At 53.3% G+C, this 22117-nt stretch carries 16 protein-coding genes and 3 pseudogenes; 13 read left to right on the top strand and 6 right to left on the bottom strand.

Annotated features, from left to right (window positions below):
- Window positions 1-328 precede the first annotated feature (328 nt).
- The 4 genes and pseudogenes from ACR0IV_RS10745 to ACR0IV_RS10730 all read right to left on the bottom strand — a co-directional run.
- Entirely contained in the window at window positions 329-2308 is a 1980-nt protein-coding gene (locus tag ACR0IV_RS10745) for a bifunctional 2',3'-cyclic-nucleotide 2'-phosphodiesterase/3'-nucleotidase (protein WP_480659055.1), read from the bottom strand.
- Between the two features lie 616 nt (window positions 2309-2924).
- A pseudogene (locus tag ACR0IV_RS10740) lies at window positions 2925-3778 on the bottom strand (IS110 family RNA-guided transposase); the annotation flags it as partial.
- A gap of 592 nt (window positions 3779-4370) precedes the next feature.
- A pseudogene (locus ACR0IV_RS10735) lies at window positions 4371-4733 on the bottom strand (TniQ family protein); the annotation flags it as partial.
- 35 nt (window positions 4734-4768) lie between these two features.
- A pseudogene (locus ACR0IV_RS10730) lies at window positions 4769-5605 on the bottom strand (ATP-binding protein); the annotation flags it as partial.
- 165 nt (window positions 5606-5770) lie between these two features.
- Between ACR0IV_RS10730 and ACR0IV_RS10725 the strand changes: the two are divergent.
- Both ACR0IV_RS10725 and ACR0IV_RS10720 read left to right on the top strand, forming a co-directional pair.
- Window positions 5771-6235 carry a phage regulatory CII family protein gene (locus tag ACR0IV_RS10725; RefSeq protein WP_480659053.1) on the top strand — a complete coding sequence of 155 codons (465 nt, stop codon included), beginning with the start codon at window positions 5771-5773 and terminating at the stop codon, window positions 6233-6235.
- Between the two features lie 75 nt (window positions 6236-6310).
- Window positions 6311-7675, top strand: a complete 1365-nt coding sequence (locus ACR0IV_RS10720) for a type IV secretory system conjugative DNA transfer family protein (RefSeq protein ID WP_480659051.1) — start codon at window positions 6311-6313, stop codon at window positions 7673-7675.
- Window positions 7676-7797: 122 nt separating this feature from the next.
- Here the strand turns inward: ACR0IV_RS10720 and ACR0IV_RS10715 are convergent, their stop codons facing one another.
- Window positions 7798-11232: a tetratricopeptide repeat protein gene (locus ACR0IV_RS10715; protein WP_480659420.1), complete on the bottom strand. Its 3435-nt coding sequence runs from the start codon at window positions 11230-11232 to the stop codon at window positions 7798-7800.
- Between the two features lie 886 nt (window positions 11233-12118).
- Window positions 12119-12352 (bottom strand): hypothetical protein, encoded by a 234-nt coding sequence (locus ACR0IV_RS10710; RefSeq protein ID WP_010442296.1) that lies wholly within the window; start codon window positions 12350-12352, stop codon window positions 12119-12121.
- Between the two features lie 135 nt (window positions 12353-12487).
- Between ACR0IV_RS10710 and ACR0IV_RS10705 the strand changes: the two genes are divergently transcribed.
- The 11 genes from ACR0IV_RS10705 to ACR0IV_RS10655 all read left to right on the top strand — a co-directional run bounded on the left by ACR0IV_RS10705 (window position 12488) and on the right by ACR0IV_RS10655 (window position 22091).
- Window positions 12488-13240, top strand: a complete 753-nt coding sequence (locus ACR0IV_RS10705; protein WP_480659049.1) for a Crp/Fnr family transcriptional regulator — start codon at window positions 12488-12490, stop codon at window positions 13238-13240.
- A 473-nt stretch (window positions 13241-13713) separates the two neighbouring features.
- Complete coding sequence (locus tag ACR0IV_RS10700) at window positions 13714-13995, top strand: hypothetical protein (protein WP_480734155.1); 282 nt, start codon at window positions 13714-13716, stop codon at window positions 13993-13995.
- Window positions 13996-13998: 3 nt separating this feature from the next.
- Window positions 13999-14352 (top strand): hypothetical protein, encoded by a 354-nt coding sequence (locus ACR0IV_RS10695; protein WP_010442293.1) that lies wholly within the window; start codon window positions 13999-14001, stop codon window positions 14350-14352.
- Window positions 14342-15196 carry a hypothetical protein gene (locus tag ACR0IV_RS10690; RefSeq protein ID WP_480659047.1) on the top strand — a complete coding sequence of 285 codons (855 nt, stop codon included), beginning with the start codon at window positions 14342-14344 and terminating at the stop codon, window positions 15194-15196. Before ACR0IV_RS10695 ends, ACR0IV_RS10690 begins: the two co-directional genes overlap by 11 nt.
- A 92-nt stretch (window positions 15197-15288) precedes the next feature.
- The gene (locus ACR0IV_RS10685) at window positions 15289-16488 is read left to right on the top strand and encodes an N-acetyltransferase DgcN family protein (RefSeq protein WP_480659046.1); all 1200 of its coding nucleotides are present in this window, start codon (window positions 15289-15291) and stop codon (window positions 16486-16488) included.
- The gene (locus tag ACR0IV_RS10680; protein WP_480659045.1) at window positions 16485-17600 is read left to right on the top strand and encodes an alanine/ornithine racemase family PLP-dependent enzyme; all 1116 of its coding nucleotides are present in this window, start codon (window positions 16485-16487) and stop codon (window positions 17598-17600) included. Before ACR0IV_RS10685 ends, ACR0IV_RS10680 begins: the two co-directional genes overlap by 4 nt.
- A gap of 172 nt (window positions 17601-17772) precedes the next feature.
- Window positions 17773-17907 (top strand): hypothetical protein, encoded by a 135-nt coding sequence (locus tag ACR0IV_RS10675; RefSeq protein ID WP_260026602.1) that lies wholly within the window; start codon window positions 17773-17775, stop codon window positions 17905-17907.
- A 79-nt stretch (window positions 17908-17986) separates the two neighbouring features.
- Window positions 17987-18559, top strand: a complete 573-nt coding sequence (locus ACR0IV_RS10670; protein ID WP_170743321.1) for a hypothetical protein — start codon at window positions 17987-17989, stop codon at window positions 18557-18559.
- 570 nt (window positions 18560-19129) lie between these two features.
- Entirely contained in the window at window positions 19130-19762 is a 633-nt protein-coding gene (locus tag ACR0IV_RS10665) for a tyrosine-type recombinase/integrase (protein ID WP_170766037.1), read from the top strand.
- Between the two features lie 1502 nt (window positions 19763-21264).
- On the top strand, window positions 21265-21402 hold the full coding sequence (locus ACR0IV_RS10660; protein WP_480659044.1) for a hypothetical protein: 138 nt from the start codon (window positions 21265-21267) through the stop codon (window positions 21400-21402).
- The gene (locus ACR0IV_RS10655) at window positions 21402-22091 is read left to right on the top strand and encodes a hypothetical protein (protein WP_480659042.1); all 690 of its coding nucleotides are present in this window, start codon (window positions 21402-21404) and stop codon (window positions 22089-22091) included. The genes ACR0IV_RS10660 and ACR0IV_RS10655 overlap by 1 nt, the downstream gene beginning before the upstream one ends.
- The last annotated feature ends 26 nt before the right edge of the window (window positions 22092-22117 follow it).

The following is a 22117-nucleotide window of genomic DNA, read 5'->3' as shown; positions in this document are numbered from 1 at the left end:
GTCGTCAAACCTTTATTGTTCGAAGGTAAGAGGATGCCGTGCGCCCCTCGATTCTCGATACTGGAATTTGAAATCTCAAGGCCTCTCGTCATCGACCGCTTTGTCTTGCATTGCAGTCCTCACCAAACGGCGTTTCGCATGGTAGGGTTACGCAGCCACTGGATGTTTTTCGGCGTCATATCATACCGCAGACATGTCTGAAGGGGTGTTATGTGAATCGCCTTCTGGTTGAGTGCGCTACCCATCGCCGCTTAGGACCAACAATCAATCAATGCAAGCCCGCCACCGGCTTCATTTGGTGGCGGGTGATTTTCGTGCTCACATTGAATCAGAGCTTGATCCGGAAAGCTGCGAAACCGTCGGCGCCTTCTCCGGCATCCTCGATTGTGACACCTTTGACGTCGCCCATATAATCCCGCGCTTTTGGGCCAGTCTCGAACAACACCGTGGTGTCCGAAAGCGGCGCAAAAGACCAGTTGGCATCTGCCTTTGGATCGATCGTGCCCTGCTCTACGATATAGCGCACGATGACGTCGCGGTTGGTATCCGGGGCTTCGAATACGATTGTGTCACCCAACGCGCCGGGGAATGATCCGCCGCCTGATGCGCGATAGTTATTGGTGGCGATGATGAACTCCATATCATCCCTGACCGGTTCGCCATTGTAGGTGAGGTTCACAATTCGCGCTGCATCGGCGTTAATCTCCTCGCCTTTCGGTCCAAAGCGCGAGGGCTGGGACAGGTCAATTTGGTAGGTCACACCGTCCACCACGTCGAAATTGTAGGATGGGAACTCCGAATTCAGCAGGATCGCATCTTTTGATCCGGCCTCCACCTGATTGAACATACCGGCCGAACGTTCCAACCAGCCCCTGACCTGTGCACCATTCACGCGGACTGCTCGCACCGTGTTCGGATAGAGATAAAGATCGGCAACGTTCTTGATGGCAACGTCGCCAACGGGAACATCGGTGTAATACTCTGGTCCACCGCGGCCTCCAGCTTTGAAAGGCGCTGCCGCCGACAGGATCGGCAGGCCTTCGTGCTCGGTGCCTTTCAGCATCTCTTCGACATACCACTTTTGCGCAATCGATACGATCTGGACAGATGGGTCATCTGCGACCAGAGCGAAATAACTATGCAACGGGGCCGAGGTCTTGCCGACAGCGCGACGTATATAGGCCAGCGTTTCGTCGTGATCTGTCGCAACCGAGTTGAGGACACGCTGATCATCTCCGACCAAAGCGGTGATTGAGCGATCCTCGTTTCTTCTGGAAATGGGTCGCGCCTCGGATGTGGTGGTCACCACTCGCCATTCATTTCCGTCCCTTTCCAGTAGCAGATCAAGCAGGCCAAGATGCGAACCCCAGAAGCCGCCCATAACGGCGGGTTTACCCATCAGCGTGCCCTTGTCGACATCGATACCGGCACGGTCTGCAAATGTTGGCGAAGGAAAGACCAAGTGGTTGTGTCCTGTGACCAGCGCGTCGATCCCTTCGACACCGGCAAGCACAACCGACGCGTTTTCCATTCCATCTACATGGTCGGCATCACCAATTCCGGAATGCGACAACGCGATGATCAGATCGCAGCCTTGCTCCTGCATCTCAGGCACATATGCCTGTGCCGTCTCGACGATATCCCGCGCTTCGACATTGCCCTCGAGGTGCTTACGATCCCAGTTCATAATCTGTGGAGGCGTAAAGCCAATCACACCGATTTTAATCGGGTGCTTCGTGCCGTCGCCCATTTCGATCTCGCGGTCGAGAATGGCGTAAGGTTGGACAAGCGTCTTGTCATCGCGCGGGCTTGCGCCTTTCTCTTTCGCTACGTTGGCCAGAACCACTGGGAAATCCGCACCTGCCAAAGAGGTCTCAAGGAAGTTTAGCCCATAGTTAAACTCATGATTGCCCAACGTGGCTGCATCATAACCCACCGTGTTGAATGCGGTGATGATTGGGTGGCTGTCTCCCTCTTTCATGCCGCGTTCATAGGCGATGTAGTCGCCCATCGGATTGCCTTGCAGAAAATCTCCGTTATCAACCAAAAGCGAGTTCGTCGCCTCAGAGCGGATTTCATTGATGATCGAGGCCGTGCGGGACAGGCCCACCGTGTCGCGGGGCTTATCGGCATAATAGTCATAGGGAAACACATGGACATGGATGTCGGTTGTTTCCATGATCCGAAGATGCGCCTGATTGTTGGCTGCAGCAGCCGAGAAAGGGTGCAGTGTAATTGCAGCAGCACCGATAGCAGTTGTGGAGAGAAATTGGCGGCGCGAAAATAGTGGACGATTAGAGAAAGACATTGGGCACCTCTCAAGTTGGTTGGCCAGCGTGCCTTTTGCAAGCTATCCGCGACATCCATATGACACACGTTGCAAGAGCATTTGACACGTTATTCATAGGCGGTGGTATTCAGCACCATACCCAAACATTGTAGGTTTGCTAAGGTCCAGAAGGCGGTGAACTTGAGCTTCACGTTGCTTGAACGATTAAACCAGAAATTTTTCAGCATACGAGCCTGAATGAAGCAAACAGGATGCCGAAAAGAGTCTCCTGTGACATAAATTCACTCGTTCATGCACCACTCCTTCGCAGTGGCGCAGCAGATGGTTGCCCCTGTCCGCAAACCGTTGGCTAGGCACCCAAAATTGCCGCGGCAGCGAATGTCATGTGTGGATGGCTCCTGCATAGCAAGACATTTTTTTGAGCTGATATGAGCGTCTGTCAGATGCAGTCGTGTGTCCGGCCTATTGGCGCAGCGCACGCGGCGGCTGGCCCTGATGGTTTCCGCTGACCAAGTCCCAAACGGCAATACGGACAACATGGTGTCCCAGACATTCGACGGGGTGTCTTGGTTGGCGGGCTGACATTGCTCCATCATCTCAATGGTCTTGCGTCTCTTATGTTCCTTTTGTCAGTTTATGCCGCATGGGGTTGGTAGCGTTCGTTTCGTGTCAGGACGGCCCAGATGATCCGAGCGGTTTTGTTCGCCATGGCCACGGTTGCCAGTCTTGGCGGCTTTCGGTCCAACAAGGCGACTGCCCATGGATCGGCGCGGTCCGGATTATCCTTCATGTGTCTCAGGCGTGCCGTCATGCCTGCCACCAAAAGGCGTCTGACATATCTGTCTCCCATTTTTGAGATACGCCCCAAACGTTCTTTGCCGCCGCTTGATCGGTTGATTGGTGTCAGTCCCAGCCACGCCGCAAACTCTCGTCCATTCTGGAACTGATGTCCGTTCCCTGCTGTTGCAACAATGGCTGAGGCGGTCACCGGGCCGACCCCGGGAATGGTTCGCAACAGCATCACCTGACGGTCTCTTCGACCCTCAAGCAGGATGCGTTTGTCGTACCAAAGAATGCGCAGATGCAGAGCAACCATCTGGTTACACAGGTTCGTCAAAACATCGACGGCAACTTCAGGAATACTCGGACGCTCTCCGTCCAGCACCGCCTTTGCAAACTTTACAGCTCTGCCGACCCCCTGCGCGATCACGATCCCGAACTCGCCCAACAGTCCGTGTAGCATGTTGCTGAGCTGGGTTCGCTGACGCACGACCATGTCTCGGGCACGGTGAAGGAACAGCACGCCCTGCTGTTCCTCGGTTTTGATCGCGACAAAACGCATCTTGGGGCGTGTTACGGCCTCACAGATTGCCTCTGCGTCGATGGCGCCCGACTTGCCGCGCTTGACATAAGCCTGCACGTACATCGCAGGCATCAAGCGGACTTCATGGCCAGCTTTTGGAATTGACGCGCCCAGTGGTGGCTCGACCCCATGTAGCTCCCGCGCGCGTTCAAGTGTGATGAGTTTGGGCGCTGAGATTTCCGTACCCAGAACTTTTGCGCCGGTCTGCAGCGGATAGTTTTCACGCACAAAATCCTGCACGCAAGCCCTTAGCACTGCTGTCGCCGGGTCCTCTTCAGTGTATTTAAGCCAGGTGCAGAATTCGCCCATATCTGTCGTGAAATAAGACCGTTTAGAGGAAGACTGGCGCCTGGCGCGCTCCAACTCAGATTTCAGGGCTTCCGGCCCACTCTTCAAAACCTCGAAACCAGCCGACATGCAAGCACGCTCTTGTTCGAAGTCCAAGTCCGAACGGTAGACGCCCCGGTCCATAGCAATCGCCATACCTAATGTCAGAGCGGCCTGATGAAGATGCGTCAGCTCCAGCGAGTCCAACCAGTCATCAGCGACCCCAAACTCATTTCGGCGGCTCAGGTAGGTTTCAAACGAAGATCGCCTAAGATTTGTTGCGTCTTGAGCGGCCTCAAAGATCAGATCCTGGTGACGCGTCACTTGCTCAACCACGTCGTAGGTGAGATGCGCATGCGACGCGTTGGGAAGCTGGAGCAACGGTACGCCATGTTTGGCACAGGTCCCGATCGACAGCACCAACCACTCAAGAAGTTGAAACGCGCTCTCAGGACCCGACCCATCAATGACATCCACAATACACTTCGGACAGATTCGGGTGGTAGCACGGCGGAACGAGCCTGTGGTGGCATAGGAATGCCCGACGCGGTACCGACAGGGGCCAACCAATCTGGCTGCCGCCAACTCCAACGCTTCAAGTGGCACCCCAGCCAGTTGTGACAGCCGCTCCAGCTGATCCGGATGAGCCGAGCAGATATGGGGCCATCTCAGACCCAGATCTGAGCAGAATTCCCTCGTAACACTAAGATTGCGACGTGACAGCCGGGCGACATAGGAAGCAGGCGTCTCCATGTGATGATGAGGCAGAGTGAGAGCGAGTTGTCGTTTCATTGCAAACCTCCGTCCAACGAGGGGTCGCCGTGATCCAACCAGCCCATGATGGTCCTAACATCTATGCTAATGTAGTCTTGGGCAAGGAATGGGTTGAAAGCAGGTATACAACCCGACTTGCGCCGGAATGCTCCTGCAAAATGTCCAAGTCGGAGCTGGGTTTCTCCGTCGTAGAGCGCCTCTTCTATCCCACTCAGACACATTTCGATGATCATTCCAAACTCATTGCCGCCTGCGTGAACCAGCCGCTTGAGAAACTCTCTCTGTTGAAGTTCGCTGGAATGTGTCAGACCAGACTTCTCAACGAACTCAGTAAAGATCTCTGTGACCTCGGGTTCGTGGGATATCCAGCTCACTGCACCCAGGTACACAACATCTATGCGCCTTTTAAGCTGAACATCAGAATTGATCATCTCGATCAGATCGGGCGTGCCAGACAGAACAAGACCAACCGGCCAGTCCTTATCGTTCATAAGCGATTTTAGGGTGTTCACCACATCATTGCGGGTTTTGACGCCTTTGCTGATGTAGAGGTCCTGAGCCTCGTCCAGATGCACAAACAGGGTCCTTCGCATTTGGAGAAACTGACGCACCTGCGTCCATATGATCCCAACCGATTTGTCCCGAGCGAGCGGATACCCCAGACTGGACAGGATCGTCGTGCCAACGTTCTTTAGCGTCGCTGGTGACGGCACCAATAGCCGGATCACTTCCGCCACGTCCAAGCCCTCCGTTGGCAGGATCAGGTCAGTATGATTGTCAAACAAGCGGTCTGCGAGAGTGGATTTCCCACTGCCGGACGCCCCGATCAGAGCAAGACCACACGCCTCACTGCGACTAGGGGTTGTTTGTGATGTGTCCCCTTCTCGTTCAAAGCATAGAGCAGGATAACTTCAGTCAGTTTGACATCCCAAAAATCGCAGCCCCCCAACGTCTCATAGACTCCGATGCCTTTCCGGTGCACCCTGTCAGAATAAAGGGTTGGATCTGGTGGACTTATGCGCGGAAATGACTTTGCTTCACTCGTTCACCGAATTCTGACGACTGAAGCCCAATTCAGCTCAAAAGAAGTCGCGAGGCATATGGGGCTGGAATACGATGCCTTTTATGCCCGTCTGCGCAACCGGACAGTGTTCTCGGCGAATGAAATTAAGGATTTGCTTTCGGCCATGCCTGACGCACGGCTTGTGGGCTATTTCCTCGAAGAAACAAATTTTGTAGTAGGCGACCGTATCGAAACCAGCGGGCATAAAGACGAAGAAAACCTGTACCGCGCCACCAACCGGATCGTTCTTGAAGCAGCAGAAGTGATGCGCGCCATGCATCTCGCACTGAAAGATCACTGGGTAGATCATCAAGAAGCCCTAACCATTCAGGCCGAGATAGAGGAGGCTGAACGCGCGCTCGTTGCCTTGCGTCTGCACATTGCCGAAGCATCCAAGAATCGCAGCATGTCAAAATAACACGCGTTAAATTGATTGCGCCAGACGTCGGAAACACTCATTTCCCTTGCTCCACCCGAAAAACAAGGAGCCCCAATGGATAGTTTTTCCGGCCAGCACAATCCTTTTGGCATTCGGTTAGGTTTCACCACGCCACAACACAAGAACACAGGGTTTTCCAACCGCCCACCCAATGAGCCGACAACACAGGAAATCCGCACCGGAGCAGAAGGCCACCTTATCAGCTTTGCGCCAACGGGCTCCGGTAAGACTTGGACATTGGCCATCCCCACCTTGCTGGATTACCCTGGGTCCGTTGTGGCCTTTGACCCGAAGGGCGAACTAACGAAAGCAACAGCCGGCGCGCGGCAAGCCATGGGTCAGGACGTGATCATTCTTGACCCCTTCGAAATTACCAGCCTTGAAGCAGAATGCCTGAACCCGATGGATCTGGTTTTGGGCAAGGAGCCAACACTGGAAGACGCCCAAAGTCTCGCGGCATCTGTCATCAACAGGGTGAGCGATCTGGATCCGTTTTGGGATATCAGCGCGCGAAACCTAGTCGCCCAACTGCTAATCTACACACAGTATGAAAGCCCGAAGGGGCTGCGAACCCTACACGAAATCAACTATCTGCTGAACCAAAGCCTGAAAGATTTCGGCCTCACCATCCGCGATATGGCGCGATCCAAAAACAATCTGGTTGCAAGCGGGGCTCATTCCCTTCCGACACAAGCAGACAGAACAGTGGCCTGTATTCTGGCATCCGCCCGAAGCCACACCGAAATTTTCAGAGGCGAAGCCGTTCGAAAAGCAACCAGCGCCACAAGCTTTCCCTTGGAAAAACTGGATGGGGATAATGGTATAACTGTCTATCTGGTTCTACCACCTGTTTACTTGCGTAGCCATTCCGCGCTTGTCCGTGTCTGGATGGAGGCTTTGATTGGCTGGCGCATTCGACAGGCTAATGAAGTCAAACGCGAAACACTATTTCTCTTGGATGAGGCCGCGCAATTGGGGCCAATGGATTTTTTGCTCACTTCGGTGACCCTGCTGCGCAGCTACGGAGTAAAGTGCTGGACCTTCTGGCAAGATCCCCAGCAACTTCAGGCCTGCTATCCTCAGGATTGGCAGACGCTTTTCAACAACTGCCGTTACCACACTGTATTCGGCCGCCAGTCATTCCTTGCCGAAGAAGCTTTTGCGCCGCTTTATGGAACAGTCGAAGCGGGCCTGAAGCAAAGCGGGTATTTCGTTGAACTCGGCGAAGCGCCTCATGCCTTTACACGCCCGGACTTTGATAGCGTGGCTGAACGCGTTCGTTCCCAGCCTAAATTCATGGTCGAAAGAAAAAAGCCAAAGCCAAGTAAAGCAAATGCGGCTTTGAGAAATCTGCTCAAAGAAGTTCGCGATCGCCCTGAGCCAGATGGCGGCGCGTGCGTTGATCCGATCCCATTCTAGTAGGTGCCCGCCGCTTGTAGATATGTTTGGGCTCACGTGACATTTCCTGTTCCAATCAGCTTCGGAAAACGTCCTCGCGAATGGGCGTTTTTCTACAGTGACGCTTACTGCACCACCCCGAATTACCCTCCTGCTTGCTTCAGTCTTCGCTCAAGCTCTTCCAGAAGCCAGTGGTCCGAAGGTAGTAAACGCCCTTCCTGATGAAGTGCCTGCGCAACATTCAAGGCAGCCTTGTACCCCTCGGCAGCGTCACTAACTGCTTCCGCAAGCTTGACATGGCTCACTACCAAGTCACGTTGCCACTCCGCGTTACCCGGATCGCGCGCCGCAAGTGTGGCGACAATCTCCAAGGACTTGCGGTATTCCGACAATGCCTCTGGGCCATCCCCCGTCGCCGCCAAAACTTCTCCGACCTTGGTGTGGCTGACAGACAGATCGCGTTGCCAGTTCGCATTGTCAGGATTGCGCGCCGCGAGTGTGGCGGCAATCTCCATGGCCTCGCGGTATTCTGAAAGTGCACCCTGGCGGTCTCCCGCGGCCGCCAGCATATCTCCGACCTTGTTGTGGCTGATCGAGAGGTCGCGTTGCCAGTTCGCATTATCAGGATCGCGCGCCGCAAGTGTGGCGTCAATCTCCAAGGACTTGCGGTACTCAGCAAGCGCCCCCTGGCGGCTCCCTGTGGCCGCCAGCATATTTCCGACCTTGGTGTGGCTTACCGAGAGATCACGTTGCCAGTTCGCGTTGTCCAGATCGCGCGCCGCGAGTGTGGCGGCAATCTCCATAGCCTCGCGGTATTCTGAAAGCGCACTCTGGCGGTCTCCCGTGGCCGCCAGCATATTTCCGACCTTGCTGTGGCTGACCACAAGATCACGCTGCCACTCCACGTTGTCCGGATCGCGCGCTGCAAGTGTGGCGGCAATCTCCATGGCCTTGCGGTACTCTGAAAGCGCCTCTTGGCGGTCCCTTGTGGCCGCCAGCATATCTCCGACCTTGTCGTGGCTAATCGAGAGATCGCGCTGCCACTGCACATTGTCCGGATCCCGCGCTGCGAGTGTCGCGGCAACCTCCATAGCCTTGCGGTACTCAGCAAGCGCCCCCTGGCGGTCCCTTGTGGCCGCTAGCATATCTCCGACCTTGGTGCGGCTGACCGAAAGATCACGTTGCCAGTTCGCATTGTCAGGATCGCGCGCCGCAAGTGTGGCGTCAATCTCCAAGGACTTGCGGTACTCAGCAAGCGCCCCCTGGCGATCTCCCGCGACCGCCAGCATATCTCCGACATTGTTGTGGCTGACAGACAGATCGCGTTGCCAGTTCGCATTGTCAGGATCGCGCGCCGCAAGTGTGGCGTCAATCTCCATGGCCTTGCGGTACTCAGCAAGTGCCCCCTGGCGGTCTCCCGTGGCCGCCAGCATATCTCCGACCTTGTTGTGGCTGACCGAGAGATCGCGTTGCCAGTTCGCATTGTCAGGATCGTGCGCCGCGAGTGTGGCGGAAATCTCCATGGCCTCGCGGTATTCTGAAAGCGCACCCTGGCGGTCTCCCGTGGCCGCTAGCATATTACCGACCTCTTCGTGACTGACAGAGAGTTCGCGCTGCCAGTTCGCATTGTCCGGATCGCGCGCCGCGAGTGTTTTATACTTGGATAAGAGTTCCTCAAAGATGCGCGTCGCCGCAACTCTATCGCCCCTCCGGAACAGAGTATTGGCTACGTTCCCCAACAAATGAATTGAGGCACCACCTAGTATCCAAGATGCACCGGAGCCACTTCCATGCTCTGCGCTGAACCGTTCCGCAGCTTCATAAGCCCCTTCATAGTTGCCGAGTTCGTTCTGAATATGCACAAGTCGCGCAAGAGCCAAACCCGCTTGGGGTGAGCCTGAGAGCAACATACGATCCGACGCCAAAGCAAAGGCGTGCGCAAGATCATCCTGTGATAATCTGGCAAAGGAACCAGGTTCTTCGACTAATGCTTCAAGCAATTCATCCAGTATCTGATAAAGCTCACCCTCCTTCGGCCAGTTCTCGAGGCTGACCGAGGCCATACCAGAGTGCCGGTAGGTTTCAGCAGCCTCTGCAAAAAGCCGTTCCGTGAAACGCGCGATGTCATTGCGGGACTGATCGACAACATCGCGCACAAATCGGTAACGGATTTCCCCGTCTTTCAATCCGCCGCGCGCTGTCGTTTCAAAACGCGCCTCGGACAGCCGGTCGACCAGACTGACGACAAAGCGGTTTCCCAGCACACTTGCCAAGAGCAAGGCCCGCCTTGCATCAGGAGCTGTATCGTGCAGCCGTTCAAGAACGATTTCATCAATTGGAAGTTCGGATAACTCCAGGACCTTTACGCAACCATCTTCTGTCAAATCCGCCTGCTGATCCATGTCTTGAAACCAGATAGGGCGTGATTTCATTCGCGCTGCAATCTGCTCCAGTTTGCGTGGGTTCCCTCCGCTTTTCTCAACGATTTGCGCAACGATCTGTTCAGAAAGCCCCGGAAATTGGTTCTTCAGGGCCGGCGATAGATCATCAACAGGGTCTCCAAGATCAATCTGGACATAGCGCTGTTCTGACAAAGTATCACCACCGACTCCTGTAAATGGCCCGGGATCGCTCGACCTGCGGCTGCTCGCATGGTGCAAGACCTCTGCGATTTTACTGCGGGGTTGCTCAACGTTCTGCCCATCTCGCCACTTAAGAAGCTGGCGGCTCCAATGTGTGAGAACAAGCAACAAAGGCCATCCTTCCCTGGTACTCGTCGCGATTAGCTTTTCGGTAAATGCTGCTGTTGCTTGATCCCTGTCAGCAAACTGCGCGTCGTCAATTAGGACGACAAGCGGAACCCCAACAAACCCCTTTGAAGCAGGTGAAAAGAGGCGGGACAAATCGGCAATAACACCATCAACAACAGAGTCGATCCTTTTCCCAGCAGCATCCAAAGGAGCATCGCCGTCATTTATGTGCTTTTTGACAATTGAACCGATATTCAAAACACTCGCGCCGATGCGCTTGATCAACCCTATGCCGATGGCTTCACCGGCGACTTCTATCGAAGCATCCGCAAGTTCGATTCCAACTTCTGACGCCAGATCTAACGCCTCAACGACAAGCGCACGTTTGCTCGACTTTCGGCGCGCCCATAGTTGTGCTGCTGTTAGGTGAGGAAGCAAATCTTCCAGGCCGTTAAAGACAGTATTCCCGGGGTTGGGACCATCGGCAACTGCAAGACCCCACCAGACAAAACTCGAGGTTGCGCTGTAGTTGAACTGGTTGTTCTCGGCTTCTGGCATCACCGCAACACGTTCAGCTAATCGAGCATAGTCATCAGGCCAATAATGTTCCGGATCATATTCCGTTGTCAGGTGTCGATACAACTCCATTGCTAACCGGGTTTTACCCAATCCTCTCTCCGCGTGGATCATCACTACGCGGTTAATTGGCTTTTCCACTGGTTTGCTGGGTTTTAGCTGCCGCGCGGCTTCTGCGACTTCTTCATAGGCACTCTTCGATCGTTCTAAGTCGGCATGGCGATTCTCACCGCAAAAGCTTAGTTCTTGCACGCTAAACCCTCTAATCAATCACTAGGTATGAGAGCACCACCACCTACTAAGGAGTGCCATCGTAAGGAACACGTTCTATTTGATTGAATTCTTGCACGGCCTTGATGTCTAAACAAAACTTTTTTGGGAACCTCCTAGAGAATGCAACGTTGAGGAGATTTTCTTGGTAGCGCCCGCATGTTTCTGTCGGACAAGTACAGAAGGTGTGTGCCTTGTTTCGCTTTCCAAAAATCTAGCACGACTAATCAGGCTCGAAAGCTATTACACCTAACTGGAATGCTGCGCCCGCATCTAAAGTCAAAATGTGCCATTCCTGATTCTCGTTGCTGTCGCGAAGCGCGCGATCCGGACGTTTGTTTCTGGAGAGGCAAAGGCGGCTCAGTCCACTCTCCGGACCTCCGATGCGTCACATGTGGACGGAAAAAACGCGGACAAACCGGACTTGTGCGATTGCGGCAATTGCTGACGCAGCATTGATTTGCTGTCGCAGCACATTCATCGCTGCGTTGCAGCTGTTGTCGCCAGACCGGTCATTCAAAGCTATGATGATGCGATACTATCAAACTGTAGTTTCGAGGCACATAGGATCAGCAACTTAGACGCCGAACAAAGCCAACGTTTGCGTTGTCGCAGGCAGTGCAGCAGGACAGGCCATGCGGGCCTTCAGCCAGTAAGCAAATTCTCGTTGTGGCTCATGCAGGTGGCGGGGAAGAGGGAGTAATTCGCGGTCGTGGAATTTTTCATTAAGTTGAGATATTGCAGAGATTGGATCTTTGGTTCTTGCTTCGTGTTTGAATTGATCGGGAACGAAGCACCAATAGTGCTTCTATTTGTTGTTATGCTTTTTTGACGAGCGTAATCTTGTTTTTCTGACAGGAAATTAACGTTACTGCCGAACGCGATAGCCGGAAGCAATGATCTTGTTTATCAGAACAGCGGCGGCCTGGTGCATGTCCTTTTCATCGTTATTGCCGACCGCTGTTTCGTGGACAGCAGCTGCGTCATGCAGAACTCCCACAATTTCATGTTCGGGCAGAAGCTCACGATCTTTAATTGCAAGCAAAAGCGCTTCACAAATTGAGAGTGCGGCCATTCCTGAATGGTCTTGCCGGTCAGCCATGGTAGACGTCCTTTTCTAACAGGCGTCCAAGCATGGAAGCGCCACGATGAATTGCACCATACTGGCATAGATTGCTGTATACTTAACTGATCGAAAGCAGTCTTGGCGTCGGATAGTTTCGCGGGCTGCTCATCGATGAAGGAAGAATATTTGCCCACTATCAATAACAGCCCCCTCACCCGAAAGCTCTCAAACTTCGTCTCTCTGACTGAGGTTGAACTTGCGGTATTAGCGCGCCTGCACAAGCGTCGCAGGACCTTTGAAGCGGGACGTGACCTTGTGCATCAAGGGCAATCAGAGCAGGCTGCCTACGTTCTGTCCTCGGGCTGGGTTTGTTCCTACAAAACCCAGACAGACGGGTCGCGTCAGATCGTCGACTTCCAAGTACCGGGTGACTTTCTGGGCTTGCGGAGCGTTCTGCTGCACACCTCGGATCACAGCATAGAACCAATCATGGAAATCCAAGCCATTGAAGTAGTAGTGGATGATCTCCTGGAAGCATTTGCGCAGACGCCCCGGCTGGCGACAGCAATTCTTTGGGCGGTCTCTCGAGATGAAGCGATGGTGGTTGAGCACCTGGTCAACATAGGACGGCGAGATGCGGGTGAGCGTATGGCGCATTTTCTTTTGGAACTTGGTGTTAGGCTGACTCAGGTCGGGATGGCAAACAAGACGGGATACACTTGCCCCCTGACACAATACCACCTTGCCGATGCGCTGGGACTGAGTGCCGTGCATGTTAATCGTGTCCTACGGCAACTGCGGGAGAAGGGGTTGGTTACTTTTCAATCCGGGCAAGTGGTATTTGATGATTATGACGGACTGGTGACGTTGGCCGGTTTTGACTCCACTTATCTGGATCAGGCCGGGCCACTGTTGAAGCAATAGGTTCACCCCTACAGAGATGCCGGGATTTTGATGATAGTTGCCTGGTTAGAGACGCCATTCGCTTCGGCAGATTTTGGATTTCACCGAAAAAGAAGCGCAAGATAAATACAGTCCAATTGCGGTACTGGATTTCCTGCGCTTCTCAAATACTCGTTAAGAACACGCCAGCAAATATCCCGCCAACACACATCACGTTGCCGGAATCCAAACATCGTTGCACTGACGCAGGTTAGTCAATTTTTGGCAGTACCTGATCCTCGGGCACCAAATGCATTTAAGATTCCAATAAAATCTCAGGTCATTGGCCGCAGACTAACATCGATCAGCGCGCGTCTGCCATTTGCACATTATTCTAAATTACAACGCCAGTACTACCGCAGCGCTTACGAGCGTGTACCGCGGCAGACTGCGCGGGGAAGATCCAACAAACTAAATGGAGGACCAAGGTGAGCACGAGATCGTCCAGTTCTTTGGTGACGTTTTCAAATCCGTTCTCTTTGTCCGGCTACCCGGATGAACTTCCTGCAGGCGAGTATGAAGTAGTTGTTGTTGAAGAACTACTACAGGGCCTGAGTTTCGAAGCATATCGCAGAACCGGAACCTACCTGACAGTTCAGGGCAAAGGCAGCAAGCCAGACCGCACGGAAATGCGCCCAATTGACCCAGAAGATTTTGAACTGGCGCTCAAGCAAGACCAAACCTTGGCCACATCTAACAATGACAGCGATGCGGCGCTTTCCCCGCAGGAGGAATAGATTATGAACACGCCCGAATGGCTTAAACCCGGAATCTACGGCGCCCTGATCGGAGGGGTTTTCGTAGGCGTCGTTGGATTTTCTTGGGGTGGATGGATGACCGGCAGTAACGCGGACAAGATGGCCAACGCCATGTCCCGCGACAATGTAATCGCTGCGTTGGTTCCGATCTGCGTCGACATGGCGAGAACTGACACCCAACGCGCCGAAAAAATAACGACGATCAAAGAAGCTACTTCTTTCAAGCGAAAGGATGCCGTTATGGCAGCCGGCTGGGCAACGGTACCGGGATCCCAAACCCCCAACAAAGATCTAGCACAGGCCTGCATTGAGGGGCTGAACCTGGATGGATCGTAACTCAATCACTCAACATTCGGACAACGTCGTTTGCACCAGGACAAATCGAAAAAATCAGCACTGGTTTTACTCTCACTTCATGACGGCGCTGTTTGTTGGCGTTTTCAGCTGCTTGACGGGCTCCCTTATCTCATCAAGTCCCGCATCGGCAGAAACAAATTCGATCCCGGATAACGCGCATCCCAATAAGTATGGCGACGGTTGGGAATGCGATTTGTCCTATCGGTTGGAAGGCGAAGAATGCGTGGCCATTGTCGTGCCGGGAAATGCATACCCCACAAACAGAACCTACGGCTCAGGGTGGGCATGTTTGCACGGCTTTGTTGAAGTTGGCGGCACCTCATGCACTGAAGTGATTGTGCCTGAACGTGGATATCTCGATCCATCAGGTGAGAGGTGGCGGTGCCTGCGTGGATACACAAGAGTAGACGATAGCTGCCAGAAAATCGTGGTGCCGGATAATGCTTACCTGACGAATAGCACTTATGGATCTGCATGGCGTTGCAACCGTGGCTACGAAAAAAACGGAGAAGCATGCGTGGCAGTAGCGGTGCCGGAAAACGCTTTTCTGAACGCATCAACCAGCGGGCGTCCCTGGACGTGCGAGCGTGGGTATTTTGAGCGCGACGGACGATGCGATGCCGTCTTTGTGCCTGAAAATGCTTTCTACGATGACGCGATCCATGGAGTTGGATGGAAATGCGAACGTGGCTACGAGGCGTCCGGTGATCGCTGCAATGCAATCGAGCTACCGGCAAATGCCCATATCGACCGATCCGGCAATGGGTGGCAATGCCACAAAAACTATCATCGATCAGAAGGGCTGTGTGTTCTGAACCAGTGAGAATTCAGACAGAAAGCCCACTTTCCCAAACTTCACAATTTTTGCCCGTCCTTACCAAGGACGCGCGTTTCACACTCTAAAAAGGAACAAATATGAAACCCGTACCCATTGCGTCGGATGCCAAGCAGTTCATTGCCAGCGATGCGCAAAAGCTGGCGCCTGAACAAGCAGTTTTTCCAGAGCTTCACCGCAAGACACTCGTGACAGATACACCGACTGCAATTGTGTATTGCGAAGGAAACTTCGCAAAGATCGATGGCAAGACGGCTAATGGTCTCGTTCGACATTCACAGGCCTATCGCGTTCTTTCGGTGATCGACAGCACGTATGGCGGTTGTGACAGTGGCAAAGTGCTTGATAATATCGCAAATCAGGTTCCCATCTTCGATGATCTTGATGCCGCCGTCGCTAATGAAGCTACGATCCCCGACACTTTTATTTACGGAATGGCGCCGGCCAGCGGCAGAATGTCCCTTGAGGATCGCGAAGTTGTTGTGGACGCGATAACGCTCGGAATGAACATCGTCAGTGGGCTGCATGAATTTCTTAGCGATGACAAAGAGCTCGCCGGATTTGCCAAAATTCACGATGTCACGATACGGGACATTCGCAAGCCGCGACCCAATCGCGACCTACGCCTGCTAGATGGTAGTGTTGGCGACGTCCAAGCGATCCGCATCGCGGTGTTCGGCACCGATTGTGCAATTGGAAAGCGTACAACCGCAACAATCCTGACAAGTGCCCTTAACGCGCATGGGATCAAAACAGTTTTGGTCGGCACCGGCCAAACAGGTTTGATGCAGGGCGCCAAGTATGGTGTCGCGATGGATTCAGTGCCGCCGCAATTTTGTTGTGGCGAACTTGAGCGCGCTGTCGTTGCGGCATCCGAAGATGAGCGCCCGGATGTCATAGTGATCGAGGGCCAGGGCGCGCTAAGCCATCCGGCCTTTTGCGCATCAGCCTTCATTCTGCGAGGCAGTCAGCCACATGCAGTTATCCTTCAACACGCGCCTAAACGAAAACGTCGATGTGATTTCCCCAACATGACTATGCCCGACCCTTGCGATGAAATCACCCTGATCGAGGCTTTTGCGAACACAGAGGTAATTGGCATGACGATCAACCATGAAGGAATGAATGATATTGAGATTTCAAAGGCCATCACAGACTATAACCGCAAATTGTATCTCCCGGTCACTGACGCATTGAACCGTCCTCCAAAAAACTTGGTGAATATGGTTCTATCTGCCTTTCCGCGCTTGCAACCCGTACGTGCTACGACGATTGAATGAGCAAGCTGCGTATTGACGTTGATCTGGACAAAATTCGGTACAACACACGGTTCCTGGTCGACCACCTTAGACCCCGCGGAATTACGGTGACAGGTGTGACAAAAGCCGTTTGCGGTCATCCTGAGATTGCGAATGCTATGCTTGAAGGTGGCGCGACAGGGCTGGCGGACGCGCGGATCAGCAATATCATGCGTATGCGCGATGCTGGGATCTCGTGCTCCATATCCTTGATCCGAACGCCCATGCTGAGCCAGGTCGCGCAAGTTGTTGATAACTGCAATGTCAGCTTCAACACAGAGATGGACATTATCGCAAGCCTGGCCGTGAGTGCGCTGGGAAAGAACATTACTCACAATATTATCCTGATGGTGGAAATGGGGGATATGCGGGAAGGCATCTTGCCTGAACACATTGAAAGCACTGTGTCTCAAATTCTTAGAATGGAAGGGATTTCTCTGAAAGGGATTGGTGCAAATTTTGCCTGTCTGGGTCATGTGGCACCCTCTGCAGGAGCAATGGAATTGCTTTCGTCGCTTGCCGTCGGCACCGAACTTGCAAATGGACCCGCTCTGGAAACAGTGTCAGGCGGCGGTTCAGCCAGTTTGCCATGGGCGCTTGGCAAGGGGGCGACCGGGAAGATCAACAACCTGCGTCTGGGTGAGGCCATCCTGCTGGGTACTGATCCCGTTTCGGGGTACGCGATCGACGGGCTTTACACCGATGTTTTTACACTTTGGGCGGAAGTGATCGAAACGAAAACCAAATTAAATCCAAATCCTGTGCAAATGACTTATCCTATGCCTTCAATGCGGTGTGTGACTTTAGACAGTCCTTCGAACACTCGGTCGATCCTCGCCATTGGACTTCAGGACACCGATGCTGCGGGTCTAATATTCCCTGCTGGCGTCACGTTCGTCGGAGCCACCAGTGATCATATCGTTGTTGAAACCACCGATTGTCCGGCTCGCGCTGGTGGCGAGATGAAGCTGAGAATGAAGTATGGCGCGCTTTCGCGTAGCATGGCAGCACCCGATGTAGCAAAGGTCTTCCGGGGTGCTAGCGCATTGGCAGAATTCAGCGCTGCGAACAATGATCGCCCATATTCGAAGTGAAGGCAGCGCACCAAGATCGTCGCCGATTAAACCCAAACCTCAGTCTACCGTCTTATTCTACAGCTTTACGTAGTAAATTGGGCCACCAACACCTATATTGGTGGTATCCGCATTCACTTTTCACACCCTATCTGGGCTCGTGGGTGTTGCGGACAATCAAAGGATCAAAATGATGTCTTTCAAAGACCTGACGACCAGGGCGGCTGCCGCACTGAAGGAAAACGATGCGGACGCGTCAAAAAAAGAAGTGACGTCGAAAGGGCAGGACACCGTCCCCGAAAAACCAAAGCCTAAACCCCAAAACTGATAATACCCTGCCGGGAGTGGGTGGCTTGTTCTTGTCTGCATCTCCGAGCGAGCGGTATCAGCAAAGGAGAACTACCCAAATGAACCAACTAATCAGCAAGACAATCGCAGTCTTTTCCAGGCCGTTTACTTTCCCTGGCTTTGACGAATTGCTCCCGGCGGGCGAATACGACATAGAAACTGAGCTTTCCGCACCACCAGATTATTTGGATCCAGAAGCCTGGAAAGCATCAGTGCTAATCTTTCTGCTTCCACGGAAATCTCACCCCGGTCTGGCGCGAACCTTGACCGTTTCTCTTACTGATTTGGAGAGAGCCCGCGCAAAGGATAAATTGTCTTCAAAGCAGTTGTCGCAGTTCTTGCTCGACCAACTTTTGGCCGATCCCATGGTGCAATTGATTATGGAAGCGGATGGTGTGTCTGAGACTCAACTTCGGCACCTCTACTCGGAGTCGCTCATTTCTGAGGCAGACGACGGATCATCAGATCAACGAGCCATACCACGAGGATGCGCAAGCGGTTCTCGGTATGCTTTCGCTGTCCAAGCTGCTGAGAACGAAGGAATGCCAGTTCGTCCTATTAAAACCCCTCGGATTACAGGCCGTCCCATCGGACAGTCTGAACCAGGCAGCTCCTTCAATCTCAAGGCTTAGGGCTCGGAACTTTCTTTTCCAGTCGCTGTATAAACCAAAACAGAAATCGAGGCCAAGAACTGATGGAAGACTTCGACAACGAAGCAGATCCGATCGTGGCTCGCGCCCACAATGATGTGCCGCAAGAACGCCCGTGCCTACGTTGCAGAACGCCATTCTGGAGCGAAGGGTTCGGAGAGCGGATTTGTCGACGCTGCAAGGGGTTGAGCGCGTGGCGAAATGGCGTATCGGTAAGCCCCGGGTTAGCTCGGCGTCGCTGATAACCTGACGCCGGTCTTACCAGCTTTTCTGATCAAATCTCATTTTATCTTATTGGTGCTGACCCAGCCCGCTGACCCGGGCCTTTTAACCTGGAACCCGATCGGTAATCGGTGCTGAAGACGAAGCGCATGCGCGGTTTGGATTCGAACCGTTTTTCTGTGTGGCGATACGGGCTCAAGCTGCCGAATGCACACACTTAAACCATGCCAGTATTCATAATCGGACAGCAGGCATTCACGCCGCTTGTACTATTCGGTGGTCAGCGCGGTGCTGTTGCTTGGGTGCGGAGGGTGGATCGGAGTGCAAAATATGCCAAGAGTCCAACTACCTGCAGTCACCCCAAAACCCAGAGCTTGGAACAAGGGGCGGATCATCGGTCAGAAACGACCGCTACTCCCAAAACAGGTCTGGGCGATCCGTGCACGGCTCGAACTTGCTGGAAATCTGCGTGATCTCACAATGTTCAACGTCGCGATTGATAGCAAGCTACGCGGCTGCGATCTGGTCAAACTCGCTGTGACCGATCTTGTCAAAGACGATCGCGTCCGTGAGCGTGTTTCGGTGATCCAGAGCAAAACCAAGCGATCTGTTCAATTCGAATTGACGGAAAACACGCGAGAAACTGTATTGGTATGGGTAAAATCACCGGAAATGTTTGCTAGCCGGTTCATGTTTCCAAGCCGATTCCATGATCGACCACACATCTCGACGCGCCAGTATGGCAGGCTGGTTCGAGACTGGGTGACCGCAATCGGATTGGAACCGAGCGGATATGGCACGCATTCGCTTCGCCGAACCAAAGTAGCTGAGATCTACCGCAAGACAGGAAATCTCCGCGCGGTCCAACTTCTGCTTGGGCACACAAAGGTCGATAGCACCGTGCGATACCTGGGCGTTGAATTGGAAGACGCGCTAAGCATTGCAGAGCGCATAGACATCTGAGACAGTTTGGCGAGCGGCGCTGTCGGTCGCCAATCCATAGTGGTTCTAGTTCTTTTACGCAGGAGTGGGACGTAGCGTGCCCTGAGCGGAAGTGTCAAAATCTTGTTGCGTACGCTCGCAGCACAGTTTTCTCGGCTCAGGCGCAATTTACAGGGTGCGGGACCGAGCGACCATTTGATCGCACCGCGGGTACTTGTGCAGAAGCGGCGCGAAAATCGCCGCGTTGCAGCCAATGTCATCAGGCCTGTCATTCATAGTCACGGGGAAGCCTTGATCACATACTCCTCTTTCGCCGCACTCAGGCCAGACAATTTCTTTCGGTAGTTCACTAAGGATCTTGGTCACCGGCAGTTTCAAAAACTACCTGCCCTGGCGGTACTTGCATTGCGACAAGGGAAACTTCCTTGACTCTATTCTGGCTAAGGACCACAAAAGTGCATTGGTGAAAATTACTCGTCGCCGCGATGCTGCCGGCTTCGATGATCCAATGGCCTTCAGAATAACTGTAGCATGTGCCCCAGCATAGGAACGGGTTTCGCTGGGGTCTTCGCTATGAGCTCGTTCCTCGCAAGCATTCGCAACTGTCACCCGCCATACACCAGTTATCGCGTGACCCAGGAAAGAAGGCGCCGTATGAACAGCACATGGCTCATAAATTGCGTGCTTGATGCCCGATAGATCAGGTCTCAGGCTCCGTTTCAATCAGTCATTAATCGTGTTTACACGCTGCATTCTTTGTTTGATCCCGGCACTCTTGGTGTTGCTCCCAGGAACGCAGCTTCCTGCCCAAGTCGCAGGCAATGCTGATGGATCGGTCTGTGACGAAGGCTTCGAAAACAAGAACGGATCGTGTCAAAGAACAGACGTACCAAAAAACGCATATTTGACGGGTAGCTCCTATGGCAGCGGCTGGGAATGCAATCATGGTTTTCAAAACGTTGAAGAACTCTGTGAGGAAATAAGAGTTCCGGAAAATGCCTATCTTGCCTCAACCGGAGATCGGTGGGAATGCAACCGGTTGTTCCAGCGTATCGGGGACGAGTGTGAAGAGGTGATTTCACCTCAAAATGGGTACGTCGAAACTAGGTTTGGCGCACAAGAAATACACTGCAACTGGGGATTTCGTAAGGAGGACCAGGATTGTGTTGCGATTAATGTCCCGAGCAACGGCCGCCTGACTGACAAAAACAGCGCGGATGGTTGGGTGTGCCTCAGAGGTTACAGGGCAGCGGAGAGTAGCTGTGAACCTGTGGCAATTCCACAGCATGCATATCTTGCGCCTGAAACCTTTTCTGGATGGAAATGCAAACGAGGTTTTCGCGCAAACCGGGACAGATGCATTGCGATCCGTGTCCCTTCAAATGCTCACTTGAATCGGAGAGGTGACGGTTGGGAATGCAATCGGCCGTTTACACGACAGAACGATAAGTGCACCGAAAATGTGCCGCGACAATAGGTTGGTGGGAACCAATACCTCCTGACATATCCGGAAGGACGAATCCGTGAACCATAACTCGATTGACGAAAACCTGGGTAAAATACTCAAGGCCGAAAAGGCGCAACGCTGGTCCTACAGCATAAAGATGTTTGTCGCGTTGGCGGTGTTTGTTGCGGCCATAATTGTGGTGGTGTTTCTCTGATGCGTAAAAGCACCCCTCAGGTTAGCCTCCGGCACCCAAAATCGGCAATTCGCGTCCTAGATCAAAGAGCATTTCAGGAACGCAGTGTTCGTAAGTCGCGGAACGCTGACGTAGCCGGTGTGATTGAGGAAGAGTTTGGCAAGTACTTGATTAAGGCTGGCATTCTGAGCGGTAACAGCGTTGCGCGCGCATTCCCCAAGCCACCAGCCAAAACGCAGGCAATGATTGCTGATGCAGTCGGCGAAACACCAGCATTGGCCATTGAAGCCTTAAAAGGAATTCTCGAAGAACGAGACAGGAAACGTAGCGGTCAACGCCGTTTGGAGGGAAACTCCGGCACCTTCGTTCCCAGTGAAAGAGAATATGCAGAGGCATTGCGCCAGATCAGGCTCACCCCTGCGCAGGTCACAATGCTCAAAGCACTTACAATCGCGGGCAAGGACGGTCTGACTATTGGTCACTTGTCACAGGCAGCCGGTTACAAATCGCGCGAGGCGTCCATCAAGGTCTTCAAGAAAATCGGACTATTGATCGCTGAATATCTGGAACTCCAACTTCCCGAAGCCGGATCGGTGCAGAATGATGGCGCCGCGCAAGTTCTGGCATTTTCTCACGTCGAAAATGACGATGAGCCAGCCACTTGGATCATGCATCGGGAACTGCGCGATGCTGTTCGTTCGGTTCTTTGACGTGCGTTCCCGCCCCGCTTTTGAAG

The organism is Ruegeria sp. C2, assembly GCF_056537765.1.
The sequence above is the reverse complement of the archived record's forward strand: the minus strand, read 5'-3'. Positions and strand labels throughout refer to the sequence as shown.